This is a genomic window from Leisingera daeponensis DSM 23529, from assembly GCF_000473145.1.
In the GTDB taxonomy this organism is placed as follows: Bacteria; Pseudomonadota; Alphaproteobacteria; order Rhodobacterales; family Rhodobacteraceae; genus Leisingera; species Leisingera daeponensis.
In genome coordinates this window covers 2,393,389-2,408,227 of the sequence record NZ_KI421500.1, presented here as the reverse complement: position 1 = coordinate 2,408,227, position 14,839 = coordinate 2,393,389, and the positions used below count along the sequence as shown (strand labels likewise).

14 protein-coding genes and 1 tRNA gene are annotated in these 14,839 nt (G+C 63.4%); 8 read left to right on the top strand and 7 right to left on the bottom strand.

What is annotated here, in order from left to right:
- Nucleotides 1-95 precede the first annotated feature (95 nt).
- The 6 genes from DAEP_RS0112205 to DAEP_RS0112180 all read left to right on the top strand — a co-directional run bounded on the left by DAEP_RS0112205 (nt 96) and on the right by DAEP_RS0112180 (nt 6,706).
- A complete protein-coding gene (locus tag DAEP_RS0112205; RefSeq protein ID WP_027244863.1) occupies nt 96-1,658 on the top strand; it encodes an ABC transporter substrate-binding protein in 1,563 nt (520 codons plus the stop codon).
- A 146-nt stretch (nt 1,659-1,804) separates the two neighbouring features.
- Nucleotides 1,805-2,785, top strand: a complete 981-nt coding sequence (locus tag DAEP_RS0112200) for an ABC transporter permease (RefSeq protein WP_008554032.1) — start codon at nt 1,805-1,807, stop codon at nt 2,783-2,785.
- Complete coding sequence (locus DAEP_RS0112195) at nt 2,782-3,732, top strand: ABC transporter permease (protein ID WP_008558084.1); 951 nt, start codon at nt 2,782-2,784, stop codon at nt 3,730-3,732. The genes DAEP_RS0112200 and DAEP_RS0112195 overlap by 4 nt, the downstream gene beginning before the upstream one ends.
- Before the next feature lie 4 nt (nt 3,733-3,736).
- On the top strand, nt 3,737-4,732 hold the full coding sequence (locus DAEP_RS0112190) for an ABC transporter ATP-binding protein (RefSeq protein WP_008557089.1): 996 nt from the start codon (nt 3,737-3,739) through the stop codon (nt 4,730-4,732).
- On the top strand, nt 4,729-5,772 hold the full coding sequence (locus tag DAEP_RS0112185) for an ABC transporter ATP-binding protein (protein WP_027244862.1): 1,044 nt from the start codon (nt 4,729-4,731) through the stop codon (nt 5,770-5,772). Before DAEP_RS0112190 ends, DAEP_RS0112185 begins: the two co-directional genes overlap by 4 nt.
- Nucleotides 5,773-5,785: 13 nt before the next feature.
- Nucleotides 5,786-6,706: a LysR family transcriptional regulator gene (locus tag DAEP_RS0112180; protein WP_027244861.1), complete on the top strand. Its 921-nt coding sequence runs from the start codon at nt 5,786-5,788 to the stop codon at nt 6,704-6,706.
- Nucleotides 6,707-6,794: 88 nt separating this feature from the next.
- Here DAEP_RS0112180 and DAEP_RS0112175 read toward each other — a convergent pair.
- From DAEP_RS0112175 to DAEP_RS0112145, 7 genes are all read right to left on the bottom strand, one after another.
- Nucleotides 6,795-6,871, bottom strand: a tRNA-Pro gene (locus tag DAEP_RS0112175).
- A gap of 173 nt (nt 6,872-7,044) precedes the next feature.
- Nucleotides 7,045-8,148: a 3-isopropylmalate dehydrogenase gene (leuB, locus tag DAEP_RS0112170; RefSeq protein WP_008555152.1), complete on the bottom strand. Its 1,104-nt coding sequence runs from the start codon at nt 8,146-8,148 to the stop codon at nt 7,045-7,047.
- 124 nt (nt 8,149-8,272) lie between these two features.
- Nucleotides 8,273-9,313 (bottom strand): endonuclease/exonuclease/phosphatase family protein, encoded by a 1,041-nt coding sequence (locus DAEP_RS0112165; protein ID WP_027244860.1) that lies wholly within the window; start codon nt 9,311-9,313, stop codon nt 8,273-8,275.
- Nucleotides 9,310-10,146, bottom strand: coding sequence for a hypothetical protein (locus DAEP_RS0112160; protein ID WP_027244859.1), 837 nt, complete (start codon nt 10,144-10,146; stop codon nt 9,310-9,312). The genes DAEP_RS0112165 and DAEP_RS0112160 overlap by 4 nt, the downstream gene beginning before the upstream one ends.
- A 374-nt stretch (nt 10,147-10,520) precedes the next feature.
- Nucleotides 10,521-11,126 carry a 3-isopropylmalate dehydratase small subunit gene (gene leuD / locus DAEP_RS0112155; protein ID WP_027244858.1) on the bottom strand — a complete coding sequence of 202 codons (606 nt, stop codon included), beginning with the start codon at nt 11,124-11,126 and terminating at the stop codon, nt 10,521-10,523.
- A gap of 12 nt (nt 11,127-11,138) precedes the next feature.
- Nucleotides 11,139-12,542 carry a 3-isopropylmalate dehydratase large subunit gene (leuC, locus tag DAEP_RS0112150; protein WP_027244857.1) on the bottom strand — a complete coding sequence of 468 codons (1,404 nt, stop codon included), beginning with the start codon at nt 12,540-12,542 and terminating at the stop codon, nt 11,139-11,141.
- Between the two features lie 53 nt (nt 12,543-12,595).
- A complete protein-coding gene (locus tag DAEP_RS0112145; protein WP_244270149.1) occupies nt 12,596-12,694 on the bottom strand; it encodes an isopropylmalate isomerase in 99 nt (32 codons plus the stop codon).
- A gap of 201 nt (nt 12,695-12,895) precedes the next feature.
- Here DAEP_RS0112145 and DAEP_RS0112140 point away from each other — a divergent pair, with 201 nt between their 5' ends.
- Nucleotides 12,896-14,272 (top strand): mechanosensitive ion channel family protein, encoded by a 1,377-nt coding sequence (locus DAEP_RS0112140; protein ID WP_027244856.1) that lies wholly within the window; start codon nt 12,896-12,898, stop codon nt 14,270-14,272.
- Nucleotides 14,273-14,438: 166 nt separating this feature from the next.
- Nucleotides 14,439-14,819: a ribosome silencing factor gene (gene rsfS, locus DAEP_RS0112135; RefSeq protein WP_027244855.1), complete on the top strand. Its 381-nt coding sequence runs from the start codon at nt 14,439-14,441 to the stop codon at nt 14,817-14,819.
- The last annotated feature ends 20 nt before the right edge of the window (nt 14,820-14,839 follow it).

Genomic DNA, 14,839 nt, shown 5'->3' with positions numbered 1-14,839 from the left:
GATGTGAGTCCTGCATACCCTATGCGATATAGGCATTTCACAGTTCCCCCCGCGCAGGCTAGCGTTTGCGGCATAATCACAGGGGAGTATGCCTAATGACGAAATTTGTCAGAAGCCTGGCGGCTGCTGCGGTGGTGGCGATGGCACCGGTTGCCTATGCCGAAACCACCGTGCGCGTTGCCTATGACGCTGACCCGGTCTCGCTGGATCCGCACGAGCAGCTGTCCGGCGGCACGCTGCAGCTGTCGCACATGGTCTTTGACCCGCTGGTGCGCTGGACCCAGGACCTGCAGTTCGAACCGCGCCTGGCCGAAAGCTGGGAGCAGATCGACGAGACCACCATGCGCTTCAAGCTGCGCAGCGGCGTGACCTTCCACAGCGGCAATGCGCTGACCGCCAAGGACGTCGACTGGACCTTTGACCGTCTGAAGCAAAGTGACGATTTCAAGGGCATCTTCGCCCCCTTCACCGATGTCGAAGTCGTTGACGACATGACCTTCGACCTCAAGACCTCGGAGCCGTATCCGCTGGTCCTGCACACCGCGACCTACATCTTCCCGATGGACAGCGCTTTCTATTCCGGCACCACCGCTGACGGCATGGACAAGGCCGAAGTGGTCAAGCACGGCGACAGCTTTGCTTCGCGCAATGTCTCTGGCACCGGCCCCTTCATCGTCTCCGAGCGTGAGCAGGGCGTGCGCGTCGTGTTCGACCGCTATGCTGACTACTGGGACACCGAAAGCGGCGGCAATGTCGACAAGATCGTGCTGACCCCGATCAAGGAAGACCCGACCCGCGTGGCAGCCCTGCTGTCGGGCGACGTGGATTTCATCGCGCCGGTTCCGCCGACCGACCTGAAGCGCGTGGAAGAGGCCGAGGGCGTTGACCTGATCACTATGCCCGGCACCCGCATCATCACCTTCCAGATGAACCAGAACCGTGTCGAGGCCTTCAAGGACGCCCGCGTCCGCCAGGCGATCGACTATGCTGTGAACAACGCAGGCATCGTTGACCGCATCATGCGCGGCTTCGGCACCGTCGGCGCGCAGGCCAGCCCGGCCGGTTACCTGGGCTATGATGAGGCGCTGGCACCGCGTTTCGACCTGGAAAAAGCCAAGGCGCTGATGGCCGAGGCAGGCTACGCCGATGGCTTCTCGATCACCATGATGGCGCCGAACAACCGCTATGTGAACGACGACAAGATCGCGCAGGCGGTGGCTTCGATGCTGGCACAGATCAACATCAAGGTTGACCTGCAGACCATGCCCAAGGCGCAGTACTGGCCGGCGTTCGATGAGCGCGCAGCAGACATGATGATGATCGGCTGGCACGCAGACACCGAAGATTCCGCAAACTTCCATCAGTTCCTGACCGCCTGCCCGGATGAAGCAACCGGCAACGGCCAGTACAACTCCGGCAACTACTGCAACGAAGAAGCCGACAAGCTGATGAACCAGTCCAACGCGGAAACCGATCCGGAGAAGCGTGCGGTCCTGCTGAAGAAGCTGGAAGGCATCCTGTACGACGAAGCGGCCTTTATCCCGCTGCACTGGCAGAACCTTGCATGGGGCGCCAAGTCCGGCATGAACGCGGCAGAGATCGTGAATGCGCTGGACTTCCCCTATTTCGGTGACCTGGTTGTCGAAACCGGCAGCTAAGCCACTGAAACGACTCGGGCCGGTCTCCCCCGGCCGGCCCGGGCCACCCCTATAACAAGCGGCCGCCAAGGCTGCGATTGCAGGCTCCGCCGATCCCTTCGGCACTACCGCCTGCGCTGTCATCGAACTCTACAAAGGTCAGGAAGATGTTTGCCTATCTCGCAAAGCGAGTGATTCAGGCGATTGCGGTGATGTTCGTCATCTCGCTGATTGCTTTTGCCATCCAGGGCAACCTGGGCGACCCGCTGCGCGAGCTGGTCGGCCAGTCGGTGTCCGAAGAAGTGCGCCAGCAGCTGCGCGATGAACTGGGGCTGAACGACAGCTTCGTGACCCAATACCTGCGCTTTGCCGGCAATGCGCTGCAGGGCGATCTGGGCACCTCCTATTTCTTCAAGGAACCGGCGCTGGACGTGATCCTGAAAAAGCTGCCCGCGACGCTGGAGCTGGTGTTCGGGGCCACCCTGATCATCATCGGCTTCTCGGTGCCGCTGGGCGTCTATACCGCGATCAAGCCGGACAGCATCCTGAGCCGCATCATCATGGGCCTGTCGATTGTCGGCATCTCGATCCCGGTGTTCCTGACCGCCATCCTGATGATCTTTGTCTTCTCGGTGGAATACGGCTGGTTCCCCTCCTACGGGCGCGGCGATACCGTGCACGTCTGGGGGTATTGGGAGACCAACTTTGCCACCGCCGACGGCTGGATGCACATTATCCTGCCTTCCGTTGCGCTGGCGTCGATCATGCTGCCGCTGTTCGTCCGCCTGATCCGGGCCGAGATGATGGAAGTGCTGCAGTCGGAATACGTGAAATACGCCAAGGCCAAAGGCATCAATCCTTGGCGCATCTACTTTGTGCACGCGCTGAAGAACACGCTTCTGCCGGTGATCACCGTGGGCGGCGTGCAGATCGGCACCATGGTGGCCTACACCATCCTGACCGAGACGGTGTTTCAGTGGCCGGGCATGGGCTTCATGTTCCTTGAGGCCGTGAACCGCGTCGATACCCCGCTGATCGTGGCCTACCTGATTGTTGTCGGCTTCATCTTTGTGGTCACCAACACCATCGTCGACCTGATCTATGGCCTGGTGAACCCGACCGTGAATATTGCGAGGATGGGCGCATGAGCACCGAAACGCTGAACCCGAAATCCGAACCGTCGCGCTGGTCCAAGGTCTGGAACTCAAACATGGGCTACAGCTTCCGCCGCAACCCGGTGGCGGTGGTCAGCATGGTTGTTTTCCTGGTGATTGCGGTGGCGTCCTTCCTGGCGCCGGTGATCGCGCCCTATGATCCCTATGATCCGGGGTCGATTGACATCATGAACTCCGAATACCCGCCGGTCTGGATCGACGGCGCGCTGCCGGAGTTCATGCTGGGCACGGATGATCAGGGCCGCGATCTGTGGTCGACGATCCTGTACGGCACCCGCCTGTCGCTGCTGATCGGTATCTGTGCGGTGGCGCTGCAAGCCTTTCTGGGCATCTCCATCGGGCTGCTGGCCGGCTATGTCGGCGGCCGCCTGGACAGCCTGCTGATGCGGCTTGCCGACATCCAGCTGTCGTTCTCGACCCTGATGGTGGCGATCATCTTTCTGGCGGTCACGCAGGCGATGTTCGGCTCTGACACCTTCAACCGCTATGCCGTTGTCTTTCTGATTGCGGTGATCGGGGTGGCGGAATGGCCGCAGTACGCCCGCACCGTGCGTGCCACCGTGCTGGCCGAGAAGAAGAAGGAATATGTCGACAGCGCCCGCGTTCTGGGCTTTGGCCCGATGCGGATCATGGTGCGTCACATCCTGCCGAACTCGCTGTCGCCGATCTTCGTGATCTCCACCGTGCAGGTCGCCAATGCCATCATCTCCGAGGCCTCGCTCAGCTTCCTGGGGCTGGGAATGCCGCCGAGCCAGCCGTCGCTGGGCTCGCTGATCTCTTCCGGCTTCGACTACATCTTCTCCGGCAGCTGGTGGATCACCGCCATTCCCGGCGTGGTGCTGGTGGTGCTGGTTCTTGTCATCAACCTGCTGGGCGACTGGATGCGCGACGTCCTGAACCCGAAACTCTACAAGGGGTAACGCGATGAGCCTTCTTTCCGTTCGCGACCTCACCGTCAAATTCGCCATGCGCGACCAGACGGTCACCGCCCTCAACGGCATTTCCTTCGACCTGGCCAAGGGCGAGCGACTGGGCATCGTCGGCGAAAGCGGCGCCGGCAAGTCGATCACCGGCTTTTCGCTGATGAACCTGCTGAGCCGCCCGGGCTACATCGACAGCGGCCAGATCCTGTTTGACGGCGAGGATGTCGTTCAGATGAACGACAAGCGCCTGCGCAATCTGCGCGGCAACCGGATGGCGATGATCTTCCAGGACCCGATGGTGACGCTGAACCCGGTGCTGACCATCGGCCAGCAGATGATCGAAACCCTGATGGCGCACCGCCGGCTCAGCCGCGAGGAAGCGCGCCAGATCGCCATCGTCAAGCTGCGCGAGGTCTATATCCCGTCACCTGAGGAGCGGCTGGAGCAGTACCCGCACGAGCTGTCGGGCGGTATGCGCCAGCGCATCATCATCGCGATTGCGCTGCTGCTTGATCCGCAGCTGATCATCGCGGATGAACCGACCACCGCGCTGGACGTGACCATCCAAGCCGACATCATGGAGCTGATGCTGGAGCTGTGCCAGTCCAACCAGGTGGGGCTGATCCTGATCACCCACGACCTGGGCGTGGTCAGCCAGATGACAGAGCGCACGCTGGTGATGTATGCGGGCCGGATTATCGAAGCTGGCCGTACCCGCGAGATCATCAACGACCCGCAGCACCCCTATACCCAAGGCCTCATCAATGCGCTGCCGCAGCAGACGGTGCCGGGCCAGCGGCTGAAGCAGATCCCGGGCAACATGCCGGGGCTGGCCAGCATTCCCCAGGGCTGCGCCTTCAACCCGCGCTGCAAATACGCCACCGACCTGTGCCGCAGCCGGGTGCCGGAAATCGTGCAATACGGTGAGGTCGCAGTGGCCTGCCATGAGGTGCAGCGCCTGCACAGCGATGAAGACCGTCAGGAGGCACGGGCATGAAGGACGTAAACACTGACCGCCCGCTGCTGGAGATCCAGAACCTGGAAAAGCGGTTCGATCTCGATCATGGGTTCCTGGAGACGCTGAAGTTCAAACAGGGAAAATTCGTGCGGGAGACCCGCTCGGTCCATGCGGTGAACAACATCACTCTGGAAGCCAACCGCGGCGAAGCGCTTTGCGTTGTGGGCGAATCGGGCTGCGGCAAGTCGACCGTGGCGCGGCTGGTGGCGGGGCTGCTGACTCCGACCGCGGGCGAGATCCGCTATGACGGGCAGCGCATCGATAACCTGTCGCGTGCCGCCATGCAGCCTCTGCGCAAGAAGATCCAGATGATCTTCCAGAACCCCTATGCCTCGCTCAACCCGCGCATGACCATCCGCCAGGCGCTGGAAGAACCGGTGCGCCATCACTTTCCCAACGCCTCGGCGGCCGAAGTGCGCGACAAGGTGACAGAGGTGATGCTGTCGGTGGGCGTCGATCCCAGCTGGGCCAAGCGCTACCCGCATGAGTTTTCCGGCGGCCAGCGGCAGCGGATCGCCATTGCCCGCGCCCTGACGGTGGACCCGGAGTTCATCATCGCCGACGAGCCAATCAGCGCGCTGGACGTGTCGATCCAGGCGCAGGTGCTGAACCTGATGCTGGAAGCCAAGGAAAGCCGCGGCCTGACCTATCTGTTCATCACTCATGATCTGAGTGTGGTGGAGCATTTCGGCACCCGTGTTGCGGTTCTTTACCTCGGGTCGGTTTGCGAAGTTGCCGACACCGCGACATTGTTCTCCAGCCCCAAACACCCTTATACTCGGGCCTTGCTGTCCGCGGTGCCGCAGCTGAAGGACGACCGGCCGAACCATATCCGCCTCAAGGGCGAGATTCCGACGCCGATCAACCTGCCGACAGGCTGCCCGTTCCAAAGCCGTTGCGCCTTTGCGGACGCACGATGCAAGAGTGAAAAGCCGAAAGCCATTCACCAGCCCGATGGCAGCCTTGTAGCCTGCCACGCTGTCGAAGAAGACAGGTTGGACGCGGTGGCCGCCGGCTAGGACGGGACGCTAGTTGGACATCATCTGGCTTAAGGACTTCGAGGCTTTGGTCGCGTGCAAGAACTTCTCGCGCGCGGCCGAAGAGCGTAATGTCAGCCAGCCGGCCTTCTCCCGCCGCATCCGGGCGCTGGAAAATGAGATCGGCGTGCGGCTGATCAACCGCGAGACGCTGCCGCTGACCCTGACCCCGGCAGGGGAGGTCTTCCTGTCCCAGTCGCGCATCATGCTGCGCACCTACGAGGAGACCATCGAGCGCTGCCAGACCATCGATGCGGCGGGCGAAAACGTGATCCGCTTCGCGGCCTCGCAGTCGCTGTATATGACCCACTACAAGACCCTGATTGCGCCCTTGGCGAGCGAGGGCGGGGTGGATACCGACCTCAACTCCACCTCTTGGGCCGCCGATCAGTTCGTGAGCGCGTTGCAGCAGGGCTATTGCGACGTGATCCTGACCTACTGGCATCCGTCGATGGATTTCCTGGGGCCGCTGGAGGTCGCCAATTTCGAATACCTGACCCTGTCGACCGACCGCTATGTGCCGGTCTCGCGCACTGCTGCGGACGGCGCGCCGGAGTTTGGCTTCGCGCCCGGCAGCAAGGACGCGGTGCCGCTGCTGTCCTATGGCGCGGTGTCCGCCCTGCGCTCGGTGCAGGAGTTCGCGCTGACCCAGCTCTTGCCCACGCAAAAGGTCTTTGTCGTCAATCAGAACGCGCTGGCCAACAGCGTCAAGGCGATGATCCAGGAGGGGTTCGGCATGGGCTGGCTGCCGCTGAGCCTATGCCGCCAGGAGATCGCCTCCGGCCGCTTTACCATCGTCGACGAGCGGTTGGGCACCGACCTGGAAATCCGTCTCTACCGGGATCCGCGCAGCACCAAGCAGACGCTGGATGTGCTCTGGAAGCAGCTGAAACGCTCCGCAATGAAAGCCGCCTGAGCGCCGATCCAGGCGCCCGCCTGGGCTGGGAGTTCACATTCGCGGTGTGCTAAAAACAAAAAAGGCGCCCTGAGGCGCCTTGTTTTATTGGTCGGAGTGAGAGGATTCGAACCTCCGACCCCTGCCTCCCGAAGACAGTGCTCTACCAGGCTGAGCTACACTCCGACCGTGGGGGCGAAATAGCCCAGGGCGCGGGGTTTGACAAGGGCGATTCCACAGAAAGATGCGGTTTTTGAGAATTCTTTTTAGCGGCTCGGGACAGCGTGCCGGCAGGCATGAAAAAGCCCCGCGCGGACTACCGGGCGGGGCTTGGAGTGATCCTGAGAATGTTCAGGAAATCAGAGGCTTGCGTCCAGCGCAGCGACCACGGCGTCGCCCATCTGGCTGGTGGAAACCGGCTCTACGCCTTCGCTGGCCAGAAGGTCAGCGGTGCGTACGCCGTCGGCCAGAACCTTCTCGACCGCGGCTTCCAGGCGGTCGGCTTCGGCGCCCTGGTCGAAGCTGTAGCGCAGCGCCATCGCAAAGCTCAGGATGCAGGCGATCGGGTTGGCCTTGCCCTGGCCCGCGATGTCGGGGGCAGAGCCGTGCACCGGCTCATAGAGCGCCTTGGGGCGGCCGTTTTCCATCGGTGCGCCGAGGGAGGCGGAGGGCAGCATGCCCAGCGAGCCGGTCAGCATTGCGGCGCAGTCGGACAGGATATCGCCGAACAGGTTGTCGGTCAGAATGACGTCGAACTGCTTGGGCGCGCGCACCAGCTGCATGGCGCCGTTGTCGGCGTACATGTGGCTGAGCTCGACCTCGGGGTAGTCGGCGGCAACGCGGGTCACAACCTCGCGCCACAGGATGCCGGATTCCATCACGTTGGCCTTCTCCATCGAGCAGACCTTCTTATTGCGGCGCATCGCCAGCTCGAACGCGGACCGGGCGGCGCGCTCGATCTCGCTCTCGGTGTAGCGCTGGGTGTTGATGCCGACGCGCTCGTTGCCTTCCTCGAAGATGCCGCGCGGCTCGCCAAAATAGACGCCGGAGGTCAGTTCGCGCACGATCATGATGTCGAGGCCTGCGACGATGTCCTTCTTCAGTGAGGAGAAATCCGCCAGCGCGTCAAAGCACTGCGCCGGGCGCAGGTTGGAGTAGAGGTCCATTTCCTTGCGCAGGCGCAAGAGGCCGCGCTCGGGCTTCACCGAGAAGTCCAGGTTGTCATAGGCCGGGCCGCCGACCGCGCCCAGCAGCACCGCGTCGACTTCCTGGGCCTTGGCCATGGTTTCATCCGCCAGCGGCTTGCCATGCTTGTCATAGGCCGCACCGCCGACCAGATCCTCGCTCACATCGAACTGCAGGCCGCGCTTGTCGCCAAACCAGGTGATGATCTTGCGCACCTCGGCCATGACTTCGGGGCCGATCCCGTCGCCGGGCAGAATCAGAATCGATGGGTTGGGCATGGGGATCCTCCTAAAAACAGCTGGCAAGGGCGTAGCGGGACAGCGGGGCAGGGTCAATAACGGCCCTGGGAAATAAAGGGGCTGAGGAGGATTTGCCTGCGCAATGAAGCTGTGGCGCTGCGGGTCAGTCCAGCAATAAATCCACCCAGACCAGCCGGTGGCGGCTGGCGATGGCTGCGGCATCGTCCGGGCCATCGGGCCAGGCAATGCCGCTGCCGGCAACCGTCAGCCCGGCGGAGGGCAGCACATAGTCCACCCGCATCTGCCCGGCGCCCTGCCAGGCCACCGTTGCGGTGCCCTGCGGGCTGTGCGGCTGCGGGTCCTGCAGACGGGGATCTGCCAGCAGGCTGCGGATGGCTTGTTTGCGGCCTTCGCCTTGGCCGGGGTCAAGGTTGGCGTCGCCGGCAATGACAAAGGGCGCTTCGGGCACCGGCCCCAGCCGGCCGTCCAGCAGCAGCTGCCACAGGCGGATTTCGTCGTGATTGCGCCGCCCGTTGCGGTCTTCCGGCCCGTCAAAGACCGGCGGGGCGGCATGGAAGGTCATCACATTCAGCCTGCGCCCATCCGGCAGTTCCACCGGCACCAGCCAATGCCCGGTGGAGGACAGCCGCTGCACGGCCTGCGCTTCTGGCGAGGGGAAGGGGCGGCCGTCCGCGTGCCGCGGCAGCAGCGCGCCCGGCAGCTCGCGCCAAAGCAGGGCGGAGAAGTCGCGTATCCCCTCGTGGCTGACGGGCAGACGCGACAGCAGTGCAATGCCTCCCTGGCCGCGAAACCGGCCATAGCCCTGGTTGTCGCGCGGCCCGCCTGCCCGGCCGTCGCCGTCCAGATCCAGCGGGGCAGGGGGCGGCAGCCCTGCATTGGGCCGCAATGCCACGCGGTAGGGAAAGCTCAGGCCCTGATCCGCCAGCAGTCCGGCCAGCGCGGCGAGCGCCCGTCCCTCAAAGTCCCAGTCTATTCCTTGCAGCGCCAGCACATCCGGCCGCGCGGCAGTGATGACCTCCGCAGCCGCGGCAACCCGCGGGTCGGTGCCGCGCTCGATATCGCGCAGCAGAAGCCCTGGCCCGTCGCGTGACAGTTCCGTGTTGAAGGTCGCGATGCGCAGGGTTTCAGCTTGGCCTGAGGCGGCGGCGAGTGTCAGAAGGAGGCCCGCTGCCAGCTGCCTCATGCAGTTTGCATCGCCGCATCAGCATCGCGGCCGGCAGCGCGGCGCTTTTGCGCGATCAGGCCGGAAATGCGCAGCATCGCCATGCCGCGCATGATCATCGAGGCCGGCACCAGCGCCCAGGCGCTGATTACCCAGATCAGGACATGCGGTGCGGCCAGCATTCCGGGGTCGACCAGACCCGAGGCGAGCTTGACCGCGGCGGGCATTGCAAAGGGCAGCAGGATGCCGGCGACGATATTTATCCGCCCGTCGCGCTGAAGCCGCTGCACCACATCGCCGCCAGTGGTGGGGTCGAACAGGGGCAAGTTGACCCAGACATTGAAGGCGCCGTTACCCACCGGCCAGTTACCGACCCGGATCACCAGCGCAAAGACGGCAATCGCCGCGCCGGCAATCGCACAGGCCAGCCCGGCGGCATCGCGCACCATCAGCACCGTAGCATCGGGCGCCTGTTGCGGCATCATCAGCACGGCCAGCTGCACCGGCGAGTAGGCAAAGTCCAGCTGGCTGCCCAGCCAGCCGCCCAGCCGCTGCACCAGCGCCGTCAGCCCTGTCGGGGCCTGCGGATGCGCTGCCAGCAGGCTCAGCGCGCCAACGGTGAGGGCTGCAGCGGCAAAGCGCATCCGGTTGATCGGCGGTGCGTTGCGGAATTCCACGAAGCTGGGGAAATGCGAGACGTATTCGCTGAAGGCCATGGCCGAGCCCAGCAAGGCAATGAACAGAACGATCTCAGGCGACTCGGTCGCGGCTGCCGGCAGAATCAGCGTCGGCATCGCAAACAGCATGGCCACCAGTATGCCGCGGATCGCCGCGCCTGTGATGCGTGCAAACACGTCTTCGTTTCCCTTCAAACCGGCGCGGGCGTTTTCGCCTCTGGGTCCGGATTTGAAGCCCCCCGGTAGGGTCCGGGGTGCTCTGCCTCATTATTGCCCTGATGGTGCCGGTTGGCGGTATTCCGCTCAAGGCCCGGCGGTGCGGCAGGGGGCACTTTGATTGCGGGACTGGTGCGGGATTGCATCAGCGCATTGGCACAGAGCTCGAAGGTCCGCGGGCGTGCTACCAGATGGTGTAGTTCCGCGATTTGGGGGCACAAGAGCAGCAAGACTGTTGATACGGCTTTTGACGCAGGGAGCGATTCTAGAGCGCGGCAAAAGAAAGAGCCGCCCGGGCGGGCGGCTCCAATGAGACTCAGGTATTGCAGCGGGAATCAGACCCAGGGGCGCTCCTGTGCCGCCTTTGCCTCGAAGGTCTTGATCGAGTCGGCTTTTTCCAGGGTCAGGCCGATATCGTCCAGCCCGTTCAGCAGGCAATGCTTCTTGAAGGGATCCACGTCAAATTTGATCACGTCGCCGTCGGAGGTGGTGATCTCCTGCGCTTCCAGATCCACCGTCATGCGGGCGTTCTCGCCCTTCTCCGCGTCGGCCATCAGGATGTCGACCTGCTCCTGCGGCAGCACGATCGGCAGGATGCCGTTCTTGAAGCTGTTGTTGAAGAAGATGTCGGCGAAGGAGGTGGACACGATGCACTTGATCCCGAAATCGGCAATCGCCCAGGGCGCATGCTCGCGCGAGGAGCCGCAGCCGAAGTTGTCGCCTGCAATCAGGATCTCGGCGTTGCGGTACTGCGGCTTGTTCAGCACGAAATCATCGATCTCGGTGCCGTCGCGGTTATAGCGCATCTCGTCGAACAGGTTCTTGCCGAAGCCGGTGCGCTGAATGGACTTCAGGAACACCTTGGGGATGATCATGTCGGTGTCGATGTTGACCAGCGGCATCGGTGCGGCAACGCCTTGGATCTTTGTGAACTTTTCCATGCTTCTGGCTCCTTACATCAGCTCGCGCACGTCGGTCAGCTTGCCGGTCAGGGCAGCGGCGGCGGCCATGGCAGGGGACACCAGGTGGGTGCGGCCCTTATAGCCCTGGCGGCCTTCGAAGTTCCGGTTCGAGGTTGCGGCGCAACGCTCGCCCGGGGCCAGCTGGTCGGGGTTCATCGCCAGGCACATGGAGCAGCCCGCAAGGCGCCACTCGAAACCGGCGTCCTGAAAGATCTCGGCCAGGCCTTCTTCTTCGGCCTGCGCCCGCACCAGGCCGGAGCCGGGAACGATCATCGCCCGCATGCCGTCCTTGATCTTCTTGCCTTTCACAACTTCCGCCACGGCGCGCAGATCCTCGATACGGCCGTTGGTGCAGGAGCCGATGAACACGGTGTCGATCTCGATGTCGGTCAGCTTCTGGCCCGGGGTGAGGCCCATGTACTCGATCGAGCGGCGCGCCGCCTCGACCTTGCCGCCGGTGAAGTCCTCGGGGTGCGGCACGACGCCGGTGATCGGCAGCACGTCCTCGGGCGAGGTGCCCCAGGTCACGACCGGCTGGATGTCTTCAGCCTTCAGGGTGACCACCTTGTCGAAATGGGCGCCTTCGTCGGTGTAAAGCGTCTTCCACCAGTTCAGCGCGGCTTCCCACTGGGCGCCCTTCGGGGCGTGCGGGCGGCCTTTGACGTATTCAAAGGTGGTCTCATCCGGCGCGATCAGGCCTGCGCGGGCGCCGCCTTCGATCGCCATGTTGCAGACGGTCATGCGGCCTTCCATCGACAGATCGCGGATCGCTTCGCCGCAGTATTCGATGACATAGCCGGTGCCGCCGGCAGTGCCGGTCTCGCCGATCACCGCCAGGGTGATGTCCTTGGCGGTGACGCCCGGCTTCAGCTTGCCGGTGATCTCCACCTTCATGTTCTTGGACTTCTTCTGGATCAGCGTCTGGGTGGCCAGCACGTGTTCCACCTCGGAGGTGCCGATGCCATGCGCCAGCGCGCCGAAGGCGCCATGGGTGGCGGTGTGGCTGTCGCCGCAGACCACGGTCATGCCGGGCAGGGTCCAGCCCTGTTCCGGGCCGACGATGTGCACGATGCCCTGGCGGACGTCATCCACCGGGTAATAATGCACGCCGAATTCCTTGGCGTTCTTGTCGAGCGCCTCAACCTGGATGCGGCTTTCCTCGTTTTCGATGCCTTTGGCGCGGTCCAGCGTGGTCGGCACGTTGTGGTCCGGCACCGCAATGGTCTTTTCGGGCGCGTGCACTTTGCGTCCGGCCATGCGCAGGCCTTCGAACGCCTGCGGGCTGGTCACTTCGTGAACCAGGTGGCGGTCGATATAGAGCAGGCAGGTGCCGTCCTCTGCTTCATGCGCAACATGCGCATCCCAGATCTTGTCATAAAGTGTCTTGGGGGACATGGGTCCTCTCCCGTGATGTATTGGGTATGCTGGCTTAGGACTGGGCAGGCGCCTTATAGGCGCGCCAGGACCGTGCGGGCGGCGCCAAAGAAACGCTCGCGCAGGCGGGCGCGGTCTTGCAGCTGGATCTTTTGGGCCAATACGAGGGTCATGGCTGTCAGATACATCCGCAAGCTCCGGCAATCAAGATTCGTTCTCTCGAGCCCGGCTTGCGGGAGCGGCCGGACCGGTGCCGCCCGGCAGCCGCCCGGCAGCCGCCAGGGAGGGGCGCGGTCCCGCCCCAGGTTTGCGGCGTCTCTGCTTGATCGAAACCGGCGGGAACGGCAGACTGGTGAAAAAAACAGGGGGGCTTGATGGAGCCGGAGGAGCAGACCCAACCGAAGGATGCGCTGGCAGAAGGCGCCGCTGAAGCGATCGAGCTTGGCCAGCAATTGTGGGAGTTCGCAGCCGGCGGTGCCGAACTGCTGCTGCGGCCCTGGAACGCCTATCAGGTCGGGATCGGGCTGGCGCTCTTTATCCTGGCGACCGTGATCGCGCGGCCCATCAGCCAGGCGTTTCACAACTGGCTGCGCGGGCGCGAAGGCTGGCCGCGCTGGCGGATGCGCCTGGGGCTGGTGGTGCACAAGCGGATCCGCGGGCTGGTGTTCGTGGTGCTGATCTGGACGGTTGTGCTGATCATGCAGGAGACCACCTGGCCCAGCCGCTCGCGCCTGCTGCTGGTGGCTGCCAACCTGTCTCTGGCCTGGCTGATCGTCTCCTTCGCCACCCGGCTGGTCGGCAACCCGCTGCTTCGCAATTTGGTGAAATACGGCGCCTGGGCATGGATTACCCTGCGCATCCTGGGGATCACGCAGGAGGCCACGGCGCTTCTGGACAGCGTTGCCATAGACTTCGGCGACCTGAGGATTTCGCTGTTTCTGGTGGTGCAGGCTGTCGTCATCCTGGGTGTGATGCTGACCCTGGCGCGGGTGATTTCGCAGGTTGCGGCAAACCGGATCCGCTCCAACTCCGAGATTTCGCCGTCGATGCAGGTGCTGGGGGCAAAGCTGGCCCAGATCCTGCTGTTCGGCGGCGCGTTCTTCATCGGTCTCAAGGCGATCGGCATCGACCTTACCGGTCTGGCGGTGCTGTCTGGCGCCATTGGTGTGGGCCTCGGCTTTGGCCTGCAGAAGGTGGTGTCGAACCTGGTGTCCGGCCTGATCATCCTGTTGGACAAGTCGATCAAGCCTGGCGATGTGATCTCGCTGGGTGACACCTTTGGCTGGATCAACGCGCTGGGCGCCCGGTACGTTTCTGTCGTGACCCGCGACGGGCGGGAGTATCTGATCCCGAACGAGGATCTGATCACCACGCAAGTCGTGAACTGGTCGCACTCGGACAAGTTCGTCCGCTTGGATTTGACCTTCGGAACCGCCTATGGCGATGATCCGCACAAGGTCCGCAAGATAGCGGTCGAGGCGGCTTCCAGCGTGAACCGGGTGCTGCAGTACGGCAGCAAGAAGCCGGTCTGCCACATCACCGGTTTCGGCGACAGCAGCGTTGATTACGTGCTGCGGTTCTGGATCGACGACCCTACCGGCGGGCTGACCAATATCCGCGGCAACGTCTTTCTGGCGTTGTGGGATGCGTTTCAGGCCCAGGGCATTTCAATCCCCTTCCCGCAGCGCGAAGTGCGGATGCTGAATGACCCGCTGCCGGTCAGGGTTGCACCTGAGGGAAATGAGGAGTAAAGCCCATTGCTTGCATCGCCGGGACGGGTTTCATTGAAAATTTACCCGCTGGTTGCTACATTATTAACAGGCCCGGCGCCGGGGCTTGGCGGCGCGTTGCAAGGAGGACTATGTCCTGTCACCCGTACCTCATGCGGCGGATGCCGCTGTTAATGGGGCAGCCGTGATGGCCGCCCAGTCCCAGCCCACCAGCGAACAGCTGCTGGAGCGGATTCTTTCCTCACTCAGCGATGACAAAGCCGAAGATGTTGTGCAGATCGACCTGCGCGGCAAAACCTCGATTGGCGACTATATGGTGCTGGCTTCCGGCCGCTCCACCCGCCAGGTTGCAGCGATGTCGGAAAAACTGATGGACCGGCTCAAACAGGAGTACCGGATCAACTGCAAGGTCGAAGGCAAGGATACAGGCGACTGGGTGCTGATCGACACCGGCGATGTGATTGTCCATCTTTTCCGCCCGGAAGTGCGCGAGTTCTACCAGCTCGAAAAGATGTGGATGCCCGCAGGTGCCGCGCCGGCGCCGGCAGCTCCGGCGGCCGAGGATTGATCCCAGGCTGAACGACTGCA

Coding starts and splice junctions, on each gene's coding strand:
- DAEP_RS0112205 (WP_027244863.1), top strand. CDS start 96: ATGACGAAATTTGTCAGAAGCCTGGCGGCTGCTGCGGTGGTGGCGATG.
- DAEP_RS0112200 (WP_008554032.1), top strand. CDS start 1,805: ATGTTTGCCTATCTCGCAAAGCGAGTGATTCAGGCGATTGCGGTGATG.
- DAEP_RS0112195 (WP_008558084.1), top strand. CDS start 2,782: ATGAGCACCGAAACGCTGAACCCGAAATCCGAACCGTCGCGCTGGTCC.
- DAEP_RS0112190 (WP_008557089.1), top strand. CDS start 3,737: ATGAGCCTTCTTTCCGTTCGCGACCTCACCGTCAAATTCGCCATGCGC.
- DAEP_RS0112185 (WP_027244862.1), top strand. CDS start 4,729: ATGAAGGACGTAAACACTGACCGCCCGCTGCTGGAGATCCAGAACCTG.
- leuB (WP_008555152.1), bottom strand. CDS start 8,148: ATGCCCAACCCATCGATTCTGATTCTGCCCGGCGACGGGATCGGCCCC.
- DAEP_RS0112165 (WP_027244860.1), bottom strand. CDS start 9,313: ATGAGGCAGCTGGCAGCGGGCCTCCTTCTGACACTCGCCGCCGCCTCA.
- leuD (WP_027244858.1), bottom strand. CDS start 11,126: ATGGAAAAGTTCACAAAGATCCAAGGCGTTGCCGCACCGATGCCGCTG.
- leuC (WP_027244857.1), bottom strand. CDS start 12,542: ATGTCCCCCAAGACACTTTATGACAAGATCTGGGATGCGCATGTTGCG.
- DAEP_RS0112145 (WP_244270149.1), bottom strand. CDS start 12,694: ATGACCCTCGTATTGGCCCAAAAGATCCAGCTGCAAGACCGCGCCCGC.
- DAEP_RS0112140 (WP_027244856.1), top strand. CDS start 12,896: ATGGAGCCGGAGGAGCAGACCCAACCGAAGGATGCGCTGGCAGAAGGC.
- rsfS (WP_027244855.1), top strand. CDS start 14,439: ATGGCCGCCCAGTCCCAGCCCACCAGCGAACAGCTGCTGGAGCGGATT.